The sequence below is a fragment of the Martinezella tropici genome, assembly GCF_008370325.1.
In the GTDB taxonomy this organism is placed as follows: Bacteria; Pseudomonadota; Alphaproteobacteria; order Rhizobiales; family Rhizobiaceae; genus Rhizobium; species Rhizobium tropici_B.
Map to the genome: position 1 here is coordinate 453564 of NZ_VNIP01000008.1, position 23133 is coordinate 476696.

At 59.2% G+C, this 23133-nt stretch carries 22 protein-coding genes; 9 read left to right on the forward strand and 13 right to left on the reverse strand.

Features of this window, described 5'->3' with window-relative positions:
- Window positions 1-13 precede the first annotated feature (13 nt).
- Window positions 14-568 carry a GNAT family N-acetyltransferase gene (locus FP026_RS15280; RefSeq protein ID WP_246665355.1) on the reverse strand — a complete coding sequence of 185 codons (555 nt, stop codon included), beginning with the start codon at window positions 566-568 and terminating at the stop codon, window positions 14-16.
- Between the two features lie 272 nt (window positions 569-840).
- On the reverse strand, window positions 841-1389 hold the full coding sequence (locus FP026_RS15285; protein WP_149635462.1) for a cupin domain-containing protein: 549 nt from the start codon (window positions 1387-1389) through the stop codon (window positions 841-843).
- A gap of 143 nt (window positions 1390-1532) precedes the next feature.
- Between FP026_RS15285 and FP026_RS15290 the strand changes: the two genes are divergently transcribed.
- From FP026_RS15290 to FP026_RS15305, 4 genes are all read left to right on the forward strand, one after another.
- A complete protein-coding gene (locus FP026_RS15290; protein ID WP_149635463.1) occupies window positions 1533-2867 on the forward strand; it encodes an aspartate aminotransferase family protein in 1335 nt (444 codons plus the stop codon).
- Window positions 2868-3616: 749 nt separating this feature from the next.
- Window positions 3617-4195 carry a hypothetical protein gene (locus tag FP026_RS15295; RefSeq protein WP_149635464.1) on the forward strand — a complete coding sequence of 193 codons (579 nt, stop codon included), beginning with the start codon at window positions 3617-3619 and terminating at the stop codon, window positions 4193-4195.
- A gap of 323 nt (window positions 4196-4518) precedes the next feature.
- Window positions 4519-4707 carry a hypothetical protein gene (locus FP026_RS30950; RefSeq protein WP_188112584.1) on the forward strand — a complete coding sequence of 63 codons (189 nt, stop codon included), beginning with the start codon at window positions 4519-4521 and terminating at the stop codon, window positions 4705-4707.
- A 408-nt stretch (window positions 4708-5115) separates the two neighbouring features.
- Entirely contained in the window at window positions 5116-6180 is a 1065-nt protein-coding gene (locus tag FP026_RS15305; RefSeq protein WP_149635465.1) for a glycosyltransferase, read from the forward strand.
- Window positions 6181-6213: 33 nt separating this feature from the next.
- On the opposite strand, the gene FP026_RS15310 is transcribed toward FP026_RS15305, so the two are convergent.
- From FP026_RS15310 to FP026_RS15320, 3 genes are all read right to left on the reverse strand, one after another.
- Window positions 6214-7479: a glycoside hydrolase family 5 protein gene (locus FP026_RS15310; protein WP_149635466.1), complete on the reverse strand. Its 1266-nt coding sequence runs from the start codon at window positions 7477-7479 to the stop codon at window positions 6214-6216.
- Between the two features lie 76 nt (window positions 7480-7555).
- Entirely contained in the window at window positions 7556-8038 is a 483-nt protein-coding gene (locus FP026_RS15315) for a YybH family protein (RefSeq protein ID WP_149635467.1), read from the reverse strand.
- A 17-nt stretch (window positions 8039-8055) separates the two neighbouring features.
- On the reverse strand, window positions 8056-9294 hold the full coding sequence (locus FP026_RS15320; RefSeq protein WP_149635468.1) for a YbfB/YjiJ family MFS transporter: 1239 nt from the start codon (window positions 9292-9294) through the stop codon (window positions 8056-8058).
- A 103-nt stretch (window positions 9295-9397) separates the two neighbouring features.
- Between FP026_RS15320 and FP026_RS15325 the strand changes: the two genes are divergently transcribed.
- A complete protein-coding gene (locus FP026_RS15325; protein WP_149635469.1) occupies window positions 9398-10270 on the forward strand; it encodes a LysR family transcriptional regulator in 873 nt (290 codons plus the stop codon).
- Here the strand turns inward: FP026_RS15325 and FP026_RS15330 are convergent.
- The 6 genes from FP026_RS15330 to FP026_RS30755 form a co-directional block, all read right to left on the reverse strand.
- Window positions 10267-11997: a M14 family metallopeptidase gene (locus FP026_RS15330; protein ID WP_149635470.1), complete on the reverse strand. Its 1731-nt coding sequence runs from the start codon at window positions 11995-11997 to the stop codon at window positions 10267-10269. The genes FP026_RS15325 and FP026_RS15330 overlap by 4 nt on opposite strands.
- Window positions 11998-12003: 6 nt before the next feature.
- Window positions 12004-12852, reverse strand: a complete 849-nt coding sequence (locus tag FP026_RS15335; RefSeq protein ID WP_149635471.1) for an ABC transporter permease — start codon at window positions 12850-12852, stop codon at window positions 12004-12006.
- 5 nt (window positions 12853-12857) lie between these two features.
- The gene (locus FP026_RS15340) at window positions 12858-13781 is read right to left on the reverse strand and encodes an ABC transporter permease (RefSeq protein WP_149635472.1); all 924 of its coding nucleotides are present in this window, start codon (window positions 13779-13781) and stop codon (window positions 12858-12860) included.
- 62 nt (window positions 13782-13843) lie between these two features.
- A complete protein-coding gene (locus FP026_RS15345) occupies window positions 13844-15379 on the reverse strand; it encodes an ABC transporter substrate-binding protein (RefSeq protein ID WP_149635473.1) in 1536 nt (511 codons plus the stop codon).
- A gap of 44 nt (window positions 15380-15423) precedes the next feature.
- A complete protein-coding gene (locus FP026_RS15350) occupies window positions 15424-17250 on the reverse strand; it encodes an ABC transporter ATP-binding protein (RefSeq protein ID WP_149635474.1) in 1827 nt (608 codons plus the stop codon).
- Window positions 17247-17375, reverse strand: coding sequence for a hypothetical protein (locus FP026_RS30755; protein ID WP_281408589.1), 129 nt, complete (start codon window positions 17373-17375; stop codon window positions 17247-17249). Before FP026_RS30755 ends, FP026_RS15350 begins: the two co-directional genes overlap by 4 nt.
- Before the next feature lie 312 nt (window positions 17376-17687).
- On the opposite strand from FP026_RS30755, the gene FP026_RS15355 reads away from it, so the two are divergent.
- The 4 genes from FP026_RS15355 (at window position 17688) to FP026_RS15370 (ending at window position 21777) form a co-directional block, all read left to right on the forward strand.
- Window positions 17688-18383 (forward strand): GntR family transcriptional regulator, encoded by a 696-nt coding sequence (locus tag FP026_RS15355; protein WP_149635475.1) that lies wholly within the window; start codon window positions 17688-17690, stop codon window positions 18381-18383.
- Window positions 18384-18538: 155 nt separating this feature from the next.
- Window positions 18539-19741 carry an MFS transporter gene (locus FP026_RS15360; protein WP_149635774.1) on the forward strand — a complete coding sequence of 401 codons (1203 nt, stop codon included), beginning with the start codon at window positions 18539-18541 and terminating at the stop codon, window positions 19739-19741.
- 90 nt (window positions 19742-19831) lie between these two features.
- Complete coding sequence (locus FP026_RS15365) at window positions 19832-20509, forward strand: FadR/GntR family transcriptional regulator (RefSeq protein ID WP_149635476.1); 678 nt, start codon at window positions 19832-19834, stop codon at window positions 20507-20509.
- Window positions 20506-21777 (forward strand): CynX/NimT family MFS transporter, encoded by a 1272-nt coding sequence (locus FP026_RS15370; protein WP_149635477.1) that lies wholly within the window; start codon window positions 20506-20508, stop codon window positions 21775-21777. Before FP026_RS15365 ends, FP026_RS15370 begins: the two co-directional genes overlap by 4 nt.
- Before the next feature lie 194 nt (window positions 21778-21971).
- On the opposite strand, the gene FP026_RS15375 is transcribed toward FP026_RS15370, so the two are convergent.
- Together FP026_RS15375 and FP026_RS15380 are read right to left on the reverse strand one after the other, a co-directional pair.
- Window positions 21972-22529, reverse strand: coding sequence for a MucR family transcriptional regulator (locus FP026_RS15375; RefSeq protein ID WP_348642317.1), 558 nt, complete (start codon window positions 22527-22529; stop codon window positions 21972-21974).
- Between the two features lie 177 nt (window positions 22530-22706).
- Complete coding sequence (locus tag FP026_RS15380; protein ID WP_149635478.1) at window positions 22707-23126, reverse strand: NUDIX hydrolase; 420 nt, start codon at window positions 23124-23126, stop codon at window positions 22707-22709.
- Window positions 23127-23133: the final 7 nt, after the last annotated feature.

Below are 23133 nucleotides of genomic sequence, written 5' to 3' on the forward strand. Positions count from 1 at the left end.
CCCAGCGATTAGCCTAAAGGCTAGGATGGGTGCATTCCTTTTCAAGCATATAGCAGCATTGAATGATGGTTTCGCGTCGCGAGCGCGAGAAAAGCTCTCTGGTGTCGATCCGTGCGAAGCCAAGTTTCGTCAGCACTCGTCCCGATGCGGGATTGTCGGATGCATGGCCGGATTCGAGCCTCGTCAGGCCGGCTTCGTGGAAGACGAAACCGATCAGTGCTTGTGCCGCCTCGAAGGCGTAGGCCTTGCCCCAGGCCGATTTCTCCAGCCAATAGCCAAGGCTGCCCTCGACGCCGCTGATGCCATCGACATCGACGACACCGATCATTCTTCCCGCCTGCTCGATGGCAAAGCGGTAAGCCGTGCCGTCGACCCATTCTTGGCCGTGGCTGGAAAACCAGCTTTCGATATCTTGCCGGCCTGGTGGATAGGTGGCGTTGCTCAGCATGCGCGTCACATTCCAGTCGCTCTGGATTTCGAACGCGCGTTCGGCGTCAGGCGCCGATGTGGGACGAAGCAGGAGGCGGGCAGTTTGAATGAATGCGTGGGGGATTGATCTTGCGGTCATCATATATGCCTTGCTGGTCAGAAGCCCTCAATGGCAGGTCCTGATGGTCGCCTGGGATCACTATCGATGCACCATATATCGCGCGATTCGATCTAGCTGCATATTCTTTAGCGGACGCCCATATATTGCCGCAATGCGTGCGCAAAAGCGCCGCCTCTTGCAGGCACGGCCTGCAGGACTGCGGGACCGGCCGTGAAAGCGTTCCGTTTACGAGGGGCGAACCCCCTTTTGCGGTCCGGTCCTATCTTCCAGGCGATCGTCAGCTACTGCATCTAAAAACTCGGAGGCGTGCAGGCGCTGATGACCTCGCAAGGAACCGGGCCGACACAGCGGAAGCGATGCGGCCGGCGGCTTTCGAAGTAATAGGCGTCGCCCGGACCCAGAATGCGTCGTTCATCGTCAACGGTTACCTCCAGGCGGCCGGACAGGACGATGCCGCCTTCCTCTCCTTCATGCACCAGCGGCACCTTGCCGGTATCGGCGCCCGGCTGATAGCACTCCTTCAGGATCTGAAGGCTGCGCCCGAAGAGGTTTTCGCCGATCTGGCGATAGGAAATCGGGCCTTTGCCGATCTCGACCAATTCCTCGGCTGCATAGAAGGCCTTCTTCGGCGCTTCCGGCTCGAAGGCGAAGAATTCGGCAAGGCCGATCGGGATGCCATCGAGAATGCGCTTCAGCGCGCCGACGGATGGATTGGCCGAATTGGATTCGATCAAGGAGATTGTCGAATTGGTCACGCCGGCGCGCTTGGCAAGCTCGCGCTGCGAAAGATTGCGCGCCAGACGCAGATGACGCAGACGATTGCCGATATCGACGGACATCACGGCCTCGGGTTTCAGATGTTCGAAATATCGAAAACATTTCATGCCGATGAAACAAAATCAATAACTTAAATGTAGATAGAAAAGGACTTGTTCGGAACAGGAAAATCGCTGATGTCAAAGACAGCGCAATGGAGGCGACAATGGATAAGATCACCCATCCCAATACCCCTGTTCTCGACAATTTCTGGATGCCGTTCACGGCAAACCGGCAGTTCAAGGCAGCACCCCGGCTGCTCGCAGCCGCCGACGGCATGTATTACACCGATGTCGATGGCAATAAGGTGCTTGATGGGACGGCGGGCCTCTGGTGCGTCAATGCCGGCCACGGCCGCAAGAAGATAGCGCAGGCCGTCGAGCGCCAGCTTTCCACCATGGATTTTGCCCCGACTTTCCAGATGGGTCATCCGATCGCCTTCGATTTTGCCGCAAAGCTCGCTGCACACGCGCCGGGCGGCCCGGAAGCCGGGCTCGACCGCGTGTTCTTCACCGGCTCGGGCTCTGAATCCGTCGACACCGCGCTGAAGATCGCCATCGCCTATCAGCGCGCGATCGGGCAGGGCACACGCACCCGCATTATCGGCCGGGAAAAGGGTTATCACGGCGTCGGCTTCGGCGGCATCTCTGTCGGCGGTCTCGTCAACAACCGTCGCGTTTTCCCGCAAATCCCCGCCGACCACATGCGCCATACGCTCGACATCGAGCGCAACGCCTTCAGCAAGGGTCTTCCGGCTCATGGAGTGGAGCTTGCCGAAGATCTGGAACGGCTGGTCGCGCTGCATGGCGCTGAGACGATCGCCGCTGTCATCGTCGAGCCGATGTCCGGCTCCGCCGGCGTCATCCTGCCGCCGAAGGGCTATCTGGAGCGACTACGGGCGATTGCCGACAAATACGGCATCCTATTGATTTTCGATGAAGTGATCACCGGCTTTGGTCGTCTCGGTACGCCGTTTGCGACGGAGTATTTCGGTGTCGTTCCCGATCTCGTCACGACTGCGAAAGGCATCACCAACGGCACGATTCCGATGGGCGCCGTCTTTGCCAGCCGCAAGGCCTATGATGGCCTCATGACCGGCCCGGAAAACCAGATCGAGCTATTCCACGGCTATACCTATTCGGGGCATCCGGTTGCCTGTGCCGCCGGTCTCGCGACCATGGAAATCTACGAAGAGGAAGGCCTGCTGACGCGCGCAAGCGAGCTCGCGGACGAATGGCAGAATGCGCTGCATTCGCTGAAGGGCCTGCCGCACGTGATCGATATCCGCAATCTTGGCCTCGTCGGTGCCATCGAGCTCGCGCCGCGCGATGGTGCTCCCGGCACGCGCGCCTATGACGTCTTCGTCGATTGCTTCCAGAAGGGCCTGCTGATCCGCGTGACGGGCGACATCATCGCGCTCTCTCCGCCACTGATCATCGAGCGCGCTGAGATCGAGACGATCGTCTCCATGCTTGGTGACGCGCTGAAGCGGGTGGCCTGATAATCCATGATCCCTGGCCGGTGCGGATAGTGCCGGCTAGGGATCATGATGCTGTTCGTGCAGGCGTCGGCGTGATGCAGGGGATGCGCATAACAAGCTGCCGATTGATGGCGTCGTCAACGCCGCGACCGTCTTGTTCGGAGATGTGGGCACAAGGCTATGAAAACCTCGATCACGGCGGTGCAATGACGTTCCATCCTCGATCCCAACGATCAGATGCTGAGGGCGGTACAAAGAGGAATAGACGCGCGCAGCATGATGCGCTGGGGCTGGGAGGAACATGGGGGGAGCAAGCTTGCCTACCTGCGCTCACGGTGCCATTTTGGCGAAGCGATATCAGTTTGCCGGACAGCAAAGCAGCAATGAAAGCCAAAAGCCGGCATCACTTGACCTCCAGATATTCCCGCTGATTTCCGGCAACGCCATAGAGTATTTCCAACGGGCATGCGATCGCAGCACCGACTTGTCGAGCTCAAAATCATGATCGCGATAACATGGATCACGCTGCTCAATCGATGATGCGGCCACTCTCACAATAGGGAAAACCGCACGATTCGTGCTTCCTGGCTTTCAAAGAGCGGCAAATAGCGCAGCCGCGGGGGTCCAATTATCGATAATAATAACGGATGATGTTGCCATTATACATCTATCCTTTACATTTGTGCGGGCATCCATGTGGAGGAGCTCCGTCATCGCCTCATGAGCAACGGCGGCTTGGCAAGGAACGCTAACCTGAAGAGAGCAGACTAATGGCAAACTTTCTCGATAAATGGTCTTCGAAGAAGGCTGATAAGCCGAAGGCTGGCGCACGGAATGTCGTTGATACGTTTCGTGCACGAGTAGCGGAACAGAAGGCATATCTGGAGGAGTACGAGCGCGATAGCTCCGGCTTCAAGAAGTGGCGCTCCACGTGGTTCCAGCGCGTGCCCGGCGGTTTTGGCGTGACGGTCGGTCGTGACTCCATCAATGCTGGCCATGGACTGAGCTATGTCGTCGTCGATGCGGTCAAGGACGTCGCGGAGTTCCTCGACGATCTTGCTTATCATGCGGAAAATGATGTCGGCTTCCAGCAGGCGCTCGAACAGAACCGCAAGCGTCGCGTCGCACTTCTCAATGCGGCAAAGACGGACGGCAAGGCAGCTGCTTCGAAGGGCAAGGCAAAGGCCAAGCCTGCAGCGGCAAAGCCGGCTGCCAAGCCTGCCGTAAGCAAGTCCGCACCAAGGGCCACTCGGGCAAAGACTGCTCCCGCAGCTGCCGCGCCGGTCGCGGTAGAAGCGGTAAAGCCGAAGCGCGCTCGCAAGACAAAGGCTGCAAGCGCCGCTGAGTAGATGATAAGGCCCGCTTCGAGCGGGCTTTGATCTTGCAATCATCGATTGGCTTTAAAGCTTCCTGTTCGGTCCGTGATCAAACAGGAAGTCTCCGAAGTGTTGAGACTACCGCAGAGCCATCGCATCATTTCTTATGCAGGGAAATGGATGGCGAAACGGTGGCACGGCGTGCAAGGTCATTCCAAGCAGTCAATGTAAACACTGCAATATGTCTTGGTGTTTGAAGCCTACTCACATCGTCGGACAACGGTGGCGCCGCCTTTGAACGTGTGATTGCGGCGCATTGCTTTTGGCAGGTCCTGTCGCTCCATAAGAGCTTCCTCTTGTTTACGCACCCGGTGCTGGCCGGTTTCGCTGCGGAAGACGCGGTTGAACTGGCAAGGACTGAGGCTTGCCGCCTGTGCCAGTTCCTCGGCGGACGCAATCTTGCGCGGGTTTCGCGCCGCAAGGTCGAGCGTGCGCTGAGCACGATCCGATTTTGGTTCCAGTTCCAGAAGGGTCGAAAATCGTGACTGTCCGCCGACAGGCCGTAATGTCCGCGGAACGATGATCGAGGTATCCGTGGCGGGGCTTGCAGGCGAACGGGCGACGGTCCCGGCGCTGAAAAATGCTGAATTGCAAAAGGCTTATGAGGATGCGCCGCAAGCTCTTCGGCCACCCAACGCTGCGAGGCAAATTGAAACGACGGCGTAGCGGATGGAACGACCGGCATTCAAATCAGGAGTGCCGGTCATTCAAAAGCCATAAAACTGAAGAGGCTCGGGAATGCAGGGCGGATCGATACGATCCTGACAGCCGCTGCTTGAGATATTCGTTGACGCCACTCGTGCGCCATACCCATCCCGCTGTCAGCGGGTTCAATCACAGGACCTGATGAGAAGGTTCGCCGCGGCCAAAGCAGATCTGCGAGGTTCAATGCGATGTATCCCATCCAAGACCGCATTCCCGTTTCCATCGTTATCGCCAACTATAATTACGCCCATTTTTTGAGGCGCGCCATCGATAGCGCATTGGAACAGGACTACGACAATGCCGAAGTGATCGTCGTCGATGATGCATCGACGGATGCGACAGCCGATGTCATTGCCGCTTATGACTCACGAATTAAGACCTGTCTCAGAGAGGTGAATGGCGGACATGCCGCGGCATTCAATACAGGCTTCGCATCCAGTCGCGGCAAGATCGTGCTGTTTCTCGATGCGGATGATTATCTCTATCCGAATGCGGTGTCGGAGGTCGTCGAAGCCTGGGAAGAGAAGACTGCCCAGATGCAGTTCAGGCTGCATATCGTCGATGAATACATGCAGGTGAAGGACGTGTTTCCACCTGCGGAATTACCTTTCGATTCCGGCGACGTCACCCCGGAGCTATTGCGAAAGGGGCGCTATCAGACGACCGTCACGAGCGGCCTGGCATTCAACCGCTCGGTTCTCGATAGGGTGATGCCCGTTCCGGAAAAGAAGTTTCGACAGGGCGCCGACGGATATCTGGCGACGGTTGCGCCCCTGCATGGCGAGGTGACATCCATCGATGATTGCCTGGGTGCCTATCGTATTCACGGCGCCAATCATTCCGTCTTTGCGGAAAGGCTCGGCCGGCGCGCGCGCTGGCGCATACAGCATGATTTTCGCCGGCTGGAGGCCCTGTCGGATCAGGCGGCGGAGATCGGCCTGGAAGTACCTCAGGATGCCGGTCTGCGCGATCCGGTGCATTTGGAGGAACGTCTCGCATCGCTTTGCATCGACAGGGAACAACATCCTGTTGCTGAGGATTCCCGGCTCTCTCTCGGCGCCGCCGGAGCGGTCGCCAGCCTGAAGATGAATGCATCCAGAAGGCGCCGTGCGATGCTGGCTGCCTGGTTTCTTTCCGTCGGCATCCTTCCTCGCCATATGGCAAAAGCAATTCTTTCATGGAAGCTCGTTGCCTCGTCGAGGCCTCGATTCCTCTTGCGCCTGTCGAAAACGATCCGGCACGCGGTGGGGTAGGGCGAATTCAGCTGCGCGAATGACCAAACGACCCTAATCGGGCATGCCTGGTCTGCGCGAGGCCCCCATCAATGCGTCGATCACGCCCTGATGACGGATGTTCCGGTCGAAACGGCTGTCGTTTGCCAGCTGCATCAATCCCGCGAAGGCGTGTTCGGCCGAAGGTTTCTTGCCCTCTCCGCGGAGATAGGCAATCAAACGGCGGTAGTTTGCATTCGCCTTGATTTCGAGCGGGTTGCCCGCGCCGATTTTCTTCAGAGGCCACCACGACCAGCCGATGCCGTTCTTCTCCTGCAGTGCCACGGCGCGGGCATACCAGTCATTGTTGTTCTCGCCGGATTCGCCGTTCCAGAGCGGCATATCATATTGCTCGCGCAGCTTCAGGAACGGTTCGATCGATTCCTGCGTCGTCGGCGTCCAGTATTTGTGAAAGCTGAGCGCCGTGTTGCGATCATCGATCGGCAGCACGCCGGCATAATTGTTGCCCCAGCAATTGCCTTCGATGATCAGCATGTGGTTAGTGTCGATCGCGCGAATGGCGTGGATAGTGAGCTGATAGATGTCGCGCAATGGCCGGTTTTCAGCCTCGCGGCAGCCGCCCTTGTCGCTCTTGTCCTGGAAGCCCCAATTCGGTTCGTTGAGCAGATCGTATCCCGCAATCGTCGGTTCGTTCCTGTAGCGGCGCGCGATCTCGCTCCAGAGGGCGATCATCGTCGCCTGGTTTTCGCTGCTGTCCCATAGCGATGGCTTGTTTGGATCACGGTCCGAGATGGCGATATCATGTCCCTGGCCACCGGGCGCTGCGTGCAAATCGAGGATCAGATACATATCGTTGGCCTTCAGCCAGCCGATCAGCGCATCGATCCGCCGAAAACCTTCTTCGTTCCAAACGATATCTTTTGATGCACCCTTGCTGCCTCTATTCTTGATAAACAATTTCCAGTGCATCGGCAGGCGCACGCTGTTGAACCCCCATCCGCCCATTGCATCGATATCGGCTTTCGTTACGCCATTGTCGCGCCAGGATTGATAGAACTGCTCGGTCCTTTTCTCGCCGATGAGCTTGGAAATGCGGTGGCGAATGATGTGTTGCGCCTTCAGATTGGAAAGGCCCATCATGTAGCCTTCCTGCACCATCCATCCTCCAAGGCCGAGACCGCGCAGGATGAGCTGATCGCCCTCGCCATCGACGATTTGCTGATGATCGGCGCGGACGAATCCCTCCGCATGCGCCGGCGGCGCAAATGAGCCCAGACAGGTGATGGACAGGCTGGCGAGCAACAGCAAAAAACGCCTCATGAACCTCAACTCGCCTGAAACTTTGGCACCATGTGGGCATGATATCGCCCGTGTGATTAAAATCTTACGACGAAAGCTACGCCGGCCGATCCAGCGGTGCACCGAAGATGATCTGCTGATAGGCTGCAAGCAGGGCAGGTTCCTCGATGGAGCCGTGATGATGAAGCTGCCGCCAGAGGCCGTCGATCTTGGTGAACCAGCGCGTGGTGCGAATGCGAAGTTCAATGCTCCCCTCAGCTGTGACGCAGCTTCCTTTTTCCCGTCCGACGAACAGATGCCAATCATCGCCGCCCTGGCTGGTAAAATCGTGGAATGCGACCCGGACGTTCGCCTTTCCCGCAAACAGTTTTGAATAACCATCGCGGATCGATGGCCATCCGCGCCTAATGCCTCCGATAGGATTGTCCATGCTTGCCTTGTCGCCATCGGCCCAGTTGGCGGCCAAGGCATTCAGGTCGCCGGCATTGAAAGCGCGGTAGAAGCCGATAAGTGCATCGAGGGCACCGCCATCGCCCACCATGTTTTCGCGGCCGGTAATTTCAGTCAAAAGCTTTGTCATGTCTTGTTCTCCTATTGTTATACGTCATGACCCTGGGTGCGCTCCCGTGGGCCGCGAACCAACACCGCGACGGCGAGGTCGATCGTCAAGGCGAGGACCATGGCACCGGTTCCGATGAAGAAGAGCACGTAATAATTTCCGCCGGTTCGGGCGAAGACGAAGGAAAGTCCGTAAGCCGCGGCAGCCTGGAACAGTGCAAAAAATACGGTTGCCAGGCTCCAGGCGACCTTCTGCTGCGCTGGATGGTGCGGCAATAATTCCGCGATCCTGCCGAGCATCAAGGGAACCGTGCCGGTCACGAATGCGCCGACGATCAGGCTCGAAGCGATAAGCCAAGCCTGTCCGAGACCCAGGGCCGGGATGGCGACTGCGAAGGCTTCAAGCAGAAAGGCAAATCGCAGCGCCGCGGCAAAACCGGTGCGATCGGCGAGATGGCCGGCAAGAATGGGGCCGATGGTCGCGCCGAGGCCGAACAGCACCCAGTATTCCGCGCCGACCTGCAGGCCATGTCCCAAGCCGCGGGCAACGAAATCCACGAGGAAGATCATATGCGGAACCCAGCCGGCGGCATTCAGCGCATATTCGATATAAAGCGCGCGCAGTGTCCAGCGCTTCGACACATGCGTGGCATGGCGGGGCTGTGCGGAATGGTCGGCGATTTCGCGGGGCCACCCGGCCCAGGCAATGCTCGTGAGCAGCAGCGACAGGACGCCGAGGCCGAGCCACGTCTCACGTAACCCTTGTTGTAGCAGTAGGGGAACCAGCGTGCCCGACAGGGCAACGCCAGCGCCGATGCCCATGAAAATCACGCCGCTTGCAAGCCCTCGGCGCGACGGCGCGATCAGTGGCAAGACGGTCGGCGCTGCGAGGACCATCAAGGCGCCACCGGCAAGGCCGGCCGCGAAACGCCAGGCGAAGAACCACAGGAAGCTTAACGGGAACGCGCAGGCGAAGAATGCAGCGGTTGCGCCAAACATCATGATCCTGAGCGTCAAGACGGTGGAAATACGCGCAGCGACCGGTCGTCCGAGCAAGGCGCCGACCAGATAGCCGGAGAGATTTGCCGCACCAAGATAGGCCGCCGCCGGTGCCTCGAACCAATGCTCATCGACGATGACAGGCAGAAGCGGCGTATAGGCAAAGCGGGCAAGCCCGATGCCGATCAGGCAGGCGCAGAATGCCGAAAGTATGGCGCGCCGTGCCTTCTGGGCATCCTGATGGTTCCGTTCGCTGTCAGGTATCGTCGCATCAGTCATGGAAATTCTCTCAAGCTTTTGGTGCTTGAGAGAATACGCCTTCGCTTATATCATAAAAATTGAATAATTATGAGAAGAGTTATCTCTAAAGGAGATAGGTAAGATGGATGTGTCCGATCTCAGGGTTTTCGAAGCCGTATCGCGGCACGGTAGCATGAACCGGGCGGCACGGGAGCTGCACACGGTCCAGTCGAACGTAACGGCGCGCATCCGGGCGCTGGAAGAGGAGCTGGGTGTCAGCCTGTTTCAGCGGCATGCCAGGGGCGTTTCGACTACACCGGCGGGACAACGCATATTGCCGTTCGTCGGCCGTATCACCAAGCTTCTGGCCGAAGCGCGCACCGCGGCTCAGGACGACGGCTCGCCGGGCGGAACGCTCGCAATCGGCAGCCTGGAGACAACCACGGCATTGCGATTGTCGCCGCTCTTGGGCCAATTTGCCAAGACCTATCCGCAGGTGCGCCTTGTTGTTGCCACCGGCACAACCCGCAAGCTCATCGACGATGTCGTTGCCTGCAAGGTCGAGGGGGCATTCGTGGCGGGGCCTGTCAGCCATCCCGATCTCGATCACGAAATGGTCTTTCGCGAAGAGCTCGTTCTTGTCACCTCACCTGCCATTCGTGCGATGGAAGATTTGGCCGATATCGCCGATCTGAAGACCATCGTCTTCCAGATCGGATGTTCCTATCGGCAGCGGCTGGAGTCGCTTCTGGCCGATATGGGCTTCGTCACATCGAAGCCGCTGGAATTTGGCTCCCTCGACACGATCATCAGCTGCGTGTCGGCGGGCGTCGGTGTCACGCTGCTGCCAAAGGGTGTTGTCGCCGCCGCCTGCAGGGAGGACCGGATCGCGATCCATGAACTTCCGCCGGAGCGATCGCTGGTGGATACGCTTTTCGTGCGCCGCTCGGACGCCTATACATCCAGTGCCATGACCGCGTTTCTGGACATGGTGCGCTCAACTTATTCTGGTTAGCTCGAAGCCATGATCTCCTGCCAGGCACTGTAGGCCGAAAGCACGGTTTCCATCTGCGCGGTATGACCGGCAATAAAGGCCTCGCCGTAGATGGTCTCGTCGGGATATTCCGTGATCAGCGTCATCGGCACCGTATGGCGGTCGTCGATATTGGCAAGGCACGGGAAACCGTTGATGATGCGGAAGCCGGTTTCGCCAGCATGGATTTCGTAGAGCGCGATCTGACGATCATTGTAGTCCAGTAGGCCGGGGATGGCGCCAAGGTGCCTGGTGACCTTGTCCAGAAGTTGCTCCGCCTGAGCCGCCCAACCGGCATGATAGCGGGCGATCAGAAAAAAGCCTTTCGGCAGCGTCCACATGGCGAAATTGCGGGGGACGTAACCTGAAAGCGGACGCGTCCATTCATGTGCGGGGTAGCCGTGCAGGTTGACGTGAAGCTGCGCACCGCTCAGCGCCTCCGCCTGGAAGCGGATTTTCTTCTCGTAGAGATATGGGCCGGCGTTTTCCTCGGTGCGGTATTCGAGATCGTCGCCGAGTGCGGTATAGCGGGCGGCATGATACATGTGGCGCGGGCTATCCTTGCGCAGGCGTTGGTGCAGCGCGTAACCGTCCGGATTTTCCAGCGGCGAGATGGTGAAATGCGCGCCTTCGATCCCGGCGAGCCGTTGTGTGGCACGCAACGCACCCGCGCCGCCCGTAGTCTCATTGGCGTGCTGCCCGCCACTGATCATCACGGCCGCATCGCGGCCCTTGATATAGCGTGCCCTGACGGCACGGCCGGAGCGGGTAACCGCCTCGAATGCTTCACCGCCGATCCCGCCAAGCTCGGCTTCGATCTGTTGCACGGCCAGAGGTTCTATTGCCGTCTCGAGCTGCTGCTCTGCTCCGTCCCAGAAGCGGGAGGTCAGCGGCTGCGTTTCCACTTTCACGGAGATTTCGCATGACGATGGCAGGATCTGCGGAACGATCTGTCCCGGCTTCAGTCCACGGTCGCCCAGCGGCCGGCCGGATTTCTTCTGGAAGAATTCGAGCAGAGAGAAGTAGAAATCCTCGTGCAGCGCTTCCCTGAGGCTCATGACTTCGTCGCCGACGGGCAAAGCCTCATCCGATGCCGGCAAGGCGACGCGGATATTGAGCTCTTCGAAGTAGGGCTCGGTCGCACCCCAATCGAAGCGCGAAAGTGCGGCGATGGTCTCCTCGAAAAGCTCTTCGTAGTCCGTAGCCAGCCGTTCGTCCGTCGCATTGCCGTCGCGCACCAGCCAGCCAGTCGGGGAAACGCTCGTTTCACCCACCGCATCGATATGGACACGATTGGGCACCAGCACCTTCAATTGGCGCTCTTCGCCGGCTTTGCTTTTCAGCAGAACGTCATAGTGAAAGTCGCTATCGGCTCTTGCGACGAAGGCGATCTTGCGATCCCCGACCATCGCCGCAAGCGGATAGGCTTCCAGCCGGAAGCGATTGTCGGGCGCATTGGGATGCACCGGGTAGCGGATCTCGATCGCATCCACACCCTGCAGATCGATGGCTTCGATAAAGGCGTTCACCAGAGGCTTGTAGGCGCTGCGGATGCGCGCTTTGACGCCCTTTTCCTTGAGCATGCGCTCCGCCTGTTGACGGCTCTGCCTGTCATCGAAGGTCCAGGCCTCGAAATTCTGGCCGGCTTTGGCATTCACGACGAGCTGCGAAAGCGTCCGCTCGAAGCTTCTTTCGAAAATCAGGGTCATGACGTCTTACCTTGTCGTTCTGCCAGTCGGGTCGAGGCTGTCGCGCAGCCAGTCGCCGAGGAGATTGAGGCCGAGCACGGTCAAAAGGATTGCGAGACCGGGAAAGAGGCTGACCCACCACGCCGTCTGCAGATAGGTGCGGCCATCGGCGAGCATGCCGCCCCAGCTCGGAATGGTGGGGTCGACGCCCAGTCCGAGGAAGGTGAGACTGCTTTCCAGCAGGATATTGTTGGCGATGTTCAGTGTCATCAGCACGATCACCGGCCCGATGAGGTTCGGCAGCAGATGCTGGAAGATGATGCGCCGGTCTTTGACGCCGATCGCACGCGCCGACAGAATGAATTCACGCTCGCGCAGGCTCAGCACCGAACCGCGCACCAGACGGGCATATTGCACCCATTGCGACACGATCAGCAGGATGATGGTATTGGTGAGGCTGCCGCCGACGATGGCGATGAAAGTGATCGCCAGCAGAATGAAGGGCATGGCGAGCTGAATATCGGCGAAGCGCATCAGCAGCATATCCCATATGCCGCGATAGTAACCGGCGGCAAGGCCGATCAGCACGCCGAGAGCCACGCCGCCGATCACTGAGGTAAGGCCGACGGTCAGCGATATCTTGCCGCCAGCAACGACACGGGCCAGCACATCGCGCCCGAGCGGATCGGTGCCGAAGGGATGGGCGAGGCTGGCAAAGGGCTTGGCAAGCCTCGCCATCAGGTCGATCTTTTCAGCGCCACCGGGAAAAAGAACGTCGGAGAGAAGAACGGCAACGCAGATAACGACAGTGAGCAATGCGCCGAATATGAATTCGAAATTGAGAAAGCGCGAACGGCGTGAGATCGTGGCAGCCATCGGCGTTACTCCGTGCGGATACGGGGATCGACAAGGCCGTAGGCGATGTCGACGAGAAGGTTGACGCCGACGATGAAGAGCGCCAGCACAGTGATCACGCCCTGCAATACCGGGTAATCGCGGGCACCCACGGCATCGAACGCCAGCGTTCCAAGGCCGGGCCAGTTGAAGACGCGCTCGATGACGACGATGCCGCCGAGCAACCCGCCGAACTGGATGCCGAAATAGGTGATGAGTGGTATCGCGCAATTGCGCAATGCATGCTTGTAGAGAACTTTGCTTTCGCTGAGGCCCTTGGCGCGCGCGACCATGATATATTGCGATTGCAGCGTCTCCAGCATGGCTGTGCGCACCAGACGCACATTCGTCGCCGTCAGGATGACGCCCATCGTCACGGCTGGCATGACGTAGCTCGAAATCCCGACCATGCCGCTTGGCGGCAGCCAGCCGAGCGTAACCGAAAACAAGAGGACCAGCATGAGGGCCAGCCAGAAATTCGGGAAGGAAAGACCAAGCAGCGAGAGAACGCGGATGATCTGGTCCGCCGTCTTGCCGCGCGCCGTGGCCGCCTTGATCCCGAGCGGGATGGACAGCGCAATCGACACCACCATGGAAATGAAGGCAAGCAGCAGCGTTGCGGGCAGGGCGTTGGCAATCAGCTGGGAGACCGGCGTGCCGCCGGTGAAGCTGCGCCCGAAATTGAGCGTCAGCAGCCCCTTCAGGAAGGTCAGATACTGGACGAGGAAGGGCTGATCCGTGCCGAGGGCGGCGCGAATGCGCGCAAGATCCTCTTCCGTCATGCTGCCGCCACCCTGAAACATCATCAGAGCAGGGTCGCCCGTCAGGCGGATGGCGAATGAGACGAGAAGGGTGATGGCGATCACGACGAAAATCGCTTGCAGCAATCGCTTGATGAGAAAACCGGCCACGTTCTTACCCCGAGAGCTTTCGGATGACGCCGCCGACCAAGCCGGCGGCGTCCTTTTTATGATTATTCGACAGTGACTTCGTTCAGCTTGATGCGGGTATCGGGTGCGGGCACGAAGCCCTTGACCCGCTTGCTGACGCCATAGATCGCATTGCTGTTGTAGAGCGGCAGTTCGAGTGCCTTGTCGGCGACGTACTTGCCGATGTCTTTCAGCACCTTCTCGCGCTCGGCGCGCTCGGTGAGCGGACGCTGCGATTCCAAGAGTTTGTCGAGAGCGGCATCCTTTTCATATGGATTCCACTTTTCGCCGGAGTGATACATCGAATAGGCGGTGTTGTCGTAGTCGAAGGTCCAGCCGCCCCATTTCTGCTGGAACATAGCGCCGGTCTTGCCCTGCGGGATAATGTCGTTCAGCAGAACGTTGGTCTCGTAAGGCTTGATGGTCGCCGTCAGGCCGACCATCTGCAGATAGCTTGCCACGACCTGCGCCACCTCGTTCATGGTCGCGTCATTGCCGCGAATGTCGATCTGCAGTGCAGCGCCGGTCTTCACGCCGGCCTCGGCGAGCAGCTTCTTTGCGCCTGCCGGATCATAGGGAAGCGGCTTCAGGTCGGGATCGTAGCCGAAGGAGAGTGAATTCTGGAAGCTGACGATCTCGGTTCCCTGGCCTGCGAGGATGGACTTGACGATCGTGTCGCGGTCGACGGCCATGATGATCGCCTTGCGCACGCGCGGATCGGCGGTGATGCCGTCGCGAGTGTTGAAGCGCAGCGCATCGACCGTCGGGCCGGGAACGCTGGCGATTTCGAGCTTGGAGTCGCCCTGGATGACCGGGAGCATGCCGATCGGAATGGTCGGCGGGATGACGATATCGACGCGGCCAGCCTGAAGCTCGGCAACGGCTGTCGCCGGTTCGCTGATGAAGCGATATTCGAGCTCGGAGAGTTTCGGCGCGCCGCCCCAGTAATCCGGATTGGCTTCAAGCTTGATGTTCACCTTCGGCGTATAGGAAACGAATTTGAATGCGCCGGTGCCGACCGGGTTGAGGTTGAAATAATCCTCGCCCTTTTCCTTGATGTATTTCGGCGGCACGATCATCGCGCCATAGCCGGCAAGCTTGGTCAGCAACACAGGATCGGGCGTCTTCAGCTTCATGTCGACCGTGTAATCGTCGATGATGTCGACGCTCTCGATCGCGGTATAGTTCGAGCGCTGCGGCCCCTTGGCGCCCTGTTCGCCGAGCAGGCGGTCGAAGGTGAACTTCACCGCTTCGGCATTGAAGGGCTCGCCGTCATGGAATTTGACGTTGTGGCGCAGCTTGAAGCGGATACGCTTGCCTTGATCCAGTTCTTCCCAGGATTCGGCAAGGCCCGGCACCAACTTGAGGTCGGGGCCGCGGTAGGTCAGCCCATCGAAAATATTGGTCGAGACGGCCGCCCATGCCACAAGGAATGTATCGATCGGATCCCAGCTGCCGGGATCCTGCGACGACGATACGGTAAGCTTGCCCGCCGCAAAGGCAGGTTCGGCAGTGATGGCGACGCTCGACAGGGCAAGCGCTGTCAAAGCGGTCTTCAATCCCCATTTCATTTTTCTCATTGACCCTGTTTCCTCTTCAGATCGATGCGATGGTTGGTGGTCGGTCAGGCGCTCCTGGCGATGAAGTGGCCCGAATTGATTTCCTCGTGAGCCAGGATCGGCGGCTCGTCGCCGACGCGGCGGACGGGATTAGGGATCTCGCCTTCGATCAGCGCGGTTCTGCGTTCCTGCGTCGGATCGGCGATCGGCACGGCTGAGAGCAGGCGCTGCGTGTAGGCGTGCATCGGCGTCTCAAAGACCTGCCGGCGGCTGCCGATTTCCATGATCTGGCCGAGATAGAGCACGGCAACGCGGTGGCTGATCTTTTCCACCACGGCCATATCGTGGCTGATGAACAGATAGGCAAGGCCGCGCTCGGCCTGCAGGTCCATCAGTAGATTGATGATCTGGGCCTGGATCGACACGTCGAGGGCGGAAAGCGCTTCGTCGGCAATGATGAGCTTCGGATCAGAAGCAAGGGCGCGGGCGATGCAGACGCGCTGGCGCTGGCCGCCGGAAAACTCGTGCGGATAACGATCGGCATGAGCCGGCGTCAGGCCGACGCGCTCCAGAAGCTCGTCCACCCTGTGGCGAACCTCTTTCGATCCGGAGATGATGCCATGGGTGTTGATCGGTTCTGCAATCGAGAAGCCGACCGTCTTGCGCGGATCGAGCGAAGCGAAGGGATCCTGGAAAATATACTGCACGTCGCGCCGCAGGCGGAAACGCTCGAGCTGCGACATGGCGGCGAAACTCTTGCCGTTGAAGGTGATTTCGCCGGAGCGCGCCTTCTGCAGTTGCTGGATGGTGCGGCCGATCGTCGATTTGCCGGAGCCGGATTCGCCGACGAGAGCCAGCGTCTCGCCCGGATGAATGTCGAAAGCGACTTTCTGGACGGCGCTGCAGCGATGCGTGACCTGGCCGAACAAGTTCTTTCTTATGTCGAAACGCACGAAGAGGTCGCGCACCGACAGCAGCGGCGGCTGGTCGTAGCGGGCGGTATTCTGTACCCGCTCCTCGCCGACGACTTTCGGTTCGCCGCCGTCGAGCACGGTCAAAGGCGTGCGCCTCGGAAAATCCTGGCCGGTCATGCTGCCAAGCTTCGGCACCGCAGCCAAGAGTGCTTTCGTATAGGGGTGCTTCGGATTGGCGAATATCTCGCGAACCGGGCCTTCTTCGACCTTCTTGCCTTTCCACATGACCACGACGTCGTCGGCCATTTCGGCAACCACGCCCATGTCGTGGGTGATGAAGATCATGCCCATGCCGAGATCCTTCTGCAGGTCCCGCATGATGTTGAGGATCTGCGCCTGGATAGTCACGTCGAGTGCCGTCGTCGGCTCGTCGGCAATCAGAAGCTTGGGACGGCAGGCGAGGGCGATGGCGATCATCACGCGCTGGCGCATGCCGCCGGAGAGTTGATGCGGATAGCGTTTCAAGAGCGCCTCCGCATCCGGCAGGCGCACCATTTCGAGCAGGCGCTGGGCTTCCTTCATGGCGGCGGATTTGCCGATTTTCTCGTGAAGGAGAAGGACCTCGCAGATCTGGTCGCCGATGGTGAAGACGGGATTAAGGGAGGTCATCGGCTCCTGGAAGATCATGGCGATCTCCTTGCCGCGAACGGAGCGCATATCCTTCTGCGAAAGCTTCAGCAGGTCCTTGCCGTTGAAGAGGATTCTGCCCGTCTCGAAGCGTGCGCCCATCATATCGGCAAGGCGCATGATCGAAAGCGAGGTCACGGATTTGCCGGAGCCGGATTCTCCGACGACCGCAAGCGTTCTGCCTGGCTCGACCGAGAAGGAAAGCCCCTCGACCACGCGGTTTTCGCCGAACCGCACGGTCAGATCCGCTACAGACAGAAGCGGTTTGTTTTCGCCTGTAGCGGTCGTCATGCGCTTACCTCGGTATTGGGCAGGCTGTTCATGGCATCCGGGACGATAGCCGCGTCATACTTTGCATCGATCATGCAGACACGCTCGCCGAGGCCGCTGTCGGAACGGGTTACTAGCATGTTCATGCCGATACCCGTTGCGGCCTGTCGAAAGCAGGCGATGTTTTTCTACAAAACAAGCGTCTCATGAACATCTGTATCCGCGTTCCCATTATATTTGTTAGGGCTGAGATAGCATCAAACAACAATCTGGTCTATATTGTTCAACAATTTTCGTATTGCCAAGCAAAAATGGGGCAAATCTGCGCAAAATCGTCTACCCGACCTTGCCGTGGGGCAGTTCGGCAGCCGTAGACAAGCATGGGGTCGCCGCTTTCCGGCGAATGCTTGATATAGGCAGGCGTCGGGGACGATTGAGCGCATGCGCTGGGAGAGCAAATGAAGCAGACAAATCTTGCAAGCATCGAGCCGACGGCCGTCGCGGAGACAGGGCAGACGACGCTTGCGGAACTGACGGCTGCCCGCATCCGCGAGCGCGTGATCAGCGGCACGCTGTCGCCGGGCAGCCATCTGTCCGAGGCGGCTCTTTGCGAGGAGCTGCAGGTCTCGCGCAACACGCTGCGCGAAGTCTTCCGGCTGCTGACGAAAGAGGGCGTGCTGCGTCACGAGGCCAACCGCGGCGTCTTCGTTTCCACCCCGAGCATCTCAACGATCATGGACATCTTCCATATTCGCCGCCTGATCGAATGCTCGGCGCTCGCCAATGCACATCATCGTCACCCGAGCGTCGACAAGATGCGTGCTGCCATCGATGCCGCTGTCCAGCATCGCGATCGTGGCGAGTGGCTGGAGGTCGGCAGCGCTGATATCGCCTTTCATGCCGCCATCGTCGAGCTTGCCGACAGTCCCAGGCTTTCGGCCTTCTATGCCCAGATTTCCCTGGAACTGCGCCTCGTCTTCGGCCTTATCCGCGATCCCGAATATCTGCATGCTCCCTATGTCGGCCAGAATGCGGCCATCCTTGCGCATCTGGAGCAAGGTGCGCCCGCGAGCGCCGCCGACGCGCTGGAGAAATATCTGTTCCAGTCAGAGCGCTTCATCCTGGCTGCCTATTCGCGCGCGATGCCCGGCTGAGGTCCTCACGATGCGATTGATATGATGAATGATGTGGACAAGCCACGCCCGAGGGGGCGAAGCGCGATGCAACAGTTTGCATCTCGAGCAGCTTTGACGGAAGGATATCCGACGCCTCGGATGAAGGCGTGATTTTCCAAATCCTCGACCCGCCGATGACCCGCCTTCTTCCTGATGTTTTCCGCGATCCGACCATTCGGGTGAGCATGCTCGCCATCTTTGCCTTCGGTTTTGCCGGAGCCGCAACATCGCCTTATCAGTCGGTGGTGGGAATCCGCGAGCTAGGGCTCAGCAACGGGCTGTATTCGACGTTGATCTTCTGCGCGGCAGCCGTGAATGTTGTCGTCAGTATTCTGCTTGGAAATCTGGCGGATCGGCTCGGTGAATATCGCGTGATGATGCTGATGGTCGCCATTTTCGGCGTGCTGGGGTACGGCGCCGTCTATGCCGTTCCGGCGCAGGCGACCTTCGTCCTTAGTGCCTTGTTTTTCCTGCCGATCTACGGCTCTCTCAACTCGCTTCTCTTCGCCAATGTCCGCATTGCGACCAGGGGAATGGAGCGCAACGATGTTGCTACGGTCAATTCCGGCGTTCGGGCGATGATCTCGCTCTCCTGGGTTCTGGTGCCCGGAATAACCGGCGCCTTGCTCGCACATTCGGCGAGCATGTTGCCGGCCTATCTGTTTGCGGGTCTCGCCTGCGCGGTCTGCTTCGGATTGATCGCCGTCTTCCTTCCGCGCCAGGACGGTATCGACAAGGCAGCGGGGCACCATCTTTCCTATCTCGCGGCATTGGGCGAAGTCATTTCGCCGCCGGTCTTCGTGCGCCTGATCGCGGTGGCGCTGATCACCAGTACGCTGCATGTCAACGGCGCCATTCTGCCGCTCATCGTTACCGGCGCGGCGCACGGAACCGTGGCCGATATTGGCATCCTCGTCGGGATCGTCGCCCTTCTCGAAGTCGTCTTCATCATCGCGTGGGGGCGCGCGCAGCGGATCATGACCCATGTCACGGCGTTGGCGATCGGCACGATCATCTATGTCGTCTATCTGGTCCTGCTTGGATTGGCTTACGAGCCCTGGCACGTCTATGCGCTGACCCTCGTCAGCGGGATCGGAGCGGCAGCGCTCATCAGCATTCCCATTACCTATCTGCAGGATTTGATTGCCGAGCGCCCTGGTCTCGGCAGCGCGCTCATATCGGTCAATATCTTCCTGAGTGCAGGCTTGAGTGCTCTTCTCTTCGCCATCGGCACAGCGATCAGCAGCTATTCCGGAACGGCTCTTATCGGTGCTGCCGCCGGTCTGCTTGGCCTTGCCTTGCTGCTTTTCTTCGAAAAGGCTAGGCGACACAACTAGCAATCCTGCCTCTTTCGGCAGCCGGCATTGACGGGAAGCCATCTGTCCGCTAAGTCATCAAGTCATCTGATGACTTGATGATGTTCGATCATGCGCGCCCTAACCAAAACCACTCTTGCGGACAATGCCGTCGAAGCCATTCGCAGCGAAATCACCGCCCGACGTTGGGTCGTCGGCGAAAAGCTGCCGAATGAAGCCTCCCTCTCATCGATGCTGTCGGTCAGCCGCGGCACGATCCGCGAGGCGGTGAGGGTGCTGGTCTCCCAAGGCTATCTCGAGACGCGGCAGGGGTCGGGCACCTATGTGCGCTCGGTGACGGATGTCAGCCGTCCCCTCGACATGGCGCGGCGCGCCGGCTTGCGCGATCAGTTCGAGGCGCGGCTTGCGCTGGAGGTCGAGGCTGCAAGGCTCGCTGCCTTGCGCCATACGCCGGAAACTGTTTCGCAGCTGCGCGCCTTGCTGGTTGCGCGTGGAAACTATGCCGGCGGTGACAGGGTTGCATTTATCGAGCGTGACCTTGCCTTTCACAAGGCGGTCGTCGCGGTTTCACAGAACCGGGCGATGATCGAGATCTATGAATTCTTCTCCCTCTCCATTGCCGAGACCATCGAGGCGACGCTCGGCGAGGATATTCCCGAGCCGGATATGCAGGCGCATATCGCGATCGTCGACGCTATCGAAACCGGCAATCCTGAAGCGGCCGATGCCGCCGTACGCCGCTTCATGGCGCCAGTCGTCGGTACTCTTGATCGGTTGCTGATGTCATGACCATGTCTTCGAAAAATGCTGCCTCGCTCGAATTGATCGATGCCGAGGCCGATGAAATTCCTGCACCGCAGCCACATGGAGGCAAGTCGCCGATTGGCAGGTTTCTGCTGGGTGCAAGTCTCGTGCTCATCGCGTTCAATCTCAGGCCAGTCTTTTCGAGCGCATCGGCGCTCCTGCCGGAAATCAGGTCCGAGCTTGGCATTTCGGCTTTCGGCACCAGCATCCTCACGACCTTGCCCGTGGCCTGCATGGGGCTGTTTTCGCCGTTTGCGCCAAGGCTCGCGCAGCGTATGGGAACCGAGCGCGTCCTGCTTGCTGTCATCTTCCTGCTTGCGCTCGGCACGGCGCTGCGCGGATTTTCCTCCATTTCCCTGCTTTTCCTCGGAACGGCATTGACCGGCGCATGCATTGCCATCGGCAACGTCCTGCTGCCTGGGCTCGTCAAGCGCGATTTCCCGGACAAGGCCGCCCTGATGACGGGCTGCTATACGATGGCGCTATGCGCCGGCGCGGCAAGTGCCGCCGGGTTCACGCTTCCGATCGAGCATGCTCTCGGTGGATCGCTCGGTGGTGCGCTTGCTGCATGGGCGCTGCCCGCACTCGTGGTCGGATTTCTCTGGCTGCCGCAGGTGATTGGGACGCGCAGCCAGGTGCGCCGCAGCGGCTTTCGTGTCATCGGCCTCTGGTCGGATCGCATCGCATGGCAGGTGACATTCTTCATGGGGCTGCAATCGGCACTTGCCTACTGCATCTTCGGCTGGCTCGTGCCTATCCTGCGCGAACGCGGTCTCGACGGCGTGACGGCCGGCGCCATTGTTTCTGCCTCGGTCATGGTGCAGGCTGCCGCGTGCCTCGTCGCACCCCATATCGCTGTCAAGGGAAGGGATCAGCGCGCCATCAATGTCATTCTCTGCCTCATCGCGGTCGTAGCACTGCTGGGCCTGCTCTTTGCGCCGCTTTGGACTGTTTGGTTCTGGGCCGTGCTGCAAGGCGTCGGGCAGGGCGGATTGATCGCGGTGGCACTGACTGTCATCGTGTTGCGGTCGCCCGACGCGCATGTGGCGGCCCATCTCTCCGGGATGGCGCAGTTCGTCGGCTATCTGCTTGCCGCGATCGGCCCGCTGGTTGTCGGCATGATCCACGGCTGGACCGGAAGCTTCGCCTGGAGCTCCGTATTGTTCGTACTGCTCGGCCTCGGCGCCGGCATTAACGGCTGGTTTGCCGGTCGTGCAATCACCGTCAATGCCAAGACGATCGAAACTTCCTGATCCTGCGGCGTTTTGATCGCACAACGCAGCGCAATTATCGCCGAGGTGCGGTCGGGACGGGCCACGCGAAGGCGGAGCGAAACGTTCTTAGAGCATTTCCAGGAGCGCACGCAGTAATTTTCGGTCCGGAATGCGCTGGGAAATAAGAGGATAGGGCGTTGCCGCGATTCGAAGAAAAGCGGAACTGCTCCAAGTCAGCCGGCTTTCCGCTGCCGTCGAACCGGTTCAGCATCTGGCGTAATATCGGTCGCGTTCTTGGTATGGCCCAGGAGAGCTTTCTTCGCCAGCGTCGATCGTGTGGCTGCATAGGTCGCCGAGACCATCGGATAGTCCGCCGGCAAGCCCCATTTCTTTCGATATTCTTCGGGCGTCAGGCCGTATTTGGTGTTGAGATGCCGTTTCAGCGATTTGTACTTCCCGCCGTCTTCCAGGCAGATCAGATATTCATCGGTAATGGATTTCTTGATCGGCACCGCCGGCTTCAGCGATTTTTCCAATGCTGACGGCTCAGATTGCCGAGAACCCGTAAGCGCGGCATAGGTGTCTATGATGAGCTTCGGCAAATCCTCCGGCGCGGTCGCGTTGCTGAGAACGTAGGCCGAGACGATCTTGCTTGTCAGCTCAATAAACCTCTCGTGGCTGGCAGTATTTTCTCTTTTCATTTTCGGCCTCACGTCGTGTTTTTTACTCATGTATCTAAAGTTGTTTTTACTTTCAATTAAAATAACGAGGGCCTTATGTATTCTGCGCATATTATCATATTCGTAGTAAATATGCTCACCGCTAAAGTTGAAATCTTTTAATTTTTCATTTTGTTACAATATTTAAATTTCACTTTCGGTCCATGTACAGCGGCGTACAATTGGCGGCTGATCCGCCCGCGAGCAAAGCGTCTGCCGCGCATCGGTGAACGGGCGGGTGAAGCCGCATCATCGGCTCGCGGACATGGTCTGCTGGCGATAATGGGGAAGGATATGATGCTCGGTCAGGGGAGCCATAGCTATATGTCCCGGATTGTGGGGCGATACCCAGCGGATCTCCTCGATCTCTGCCGCTGCCGTGATTGCCAAATCGCCCATATGCAGCCGGAATATATCGGCAACGACGATGTGGTCCGGTTCGTTGGCAGCTGGCGCCTCGAAACGGCCGAGGAAAGTCAGATCCTTCGTCTCTGCCGCAAGGCCCAGCTCTTCGAAGAGTTCCCTGACGAGCGCAGATTCCGCCGTCTCCTGTGGTTCCACCTTACCGCCGGGTTGCATGAAGGCAATAGTGCCGCGCTTGCGCACGAGCAATGTCTTCCCATCCGGGCGCAGCACCAGGGCCGCCGCTATGTGTATCGCTTTTGCCATGATTTGA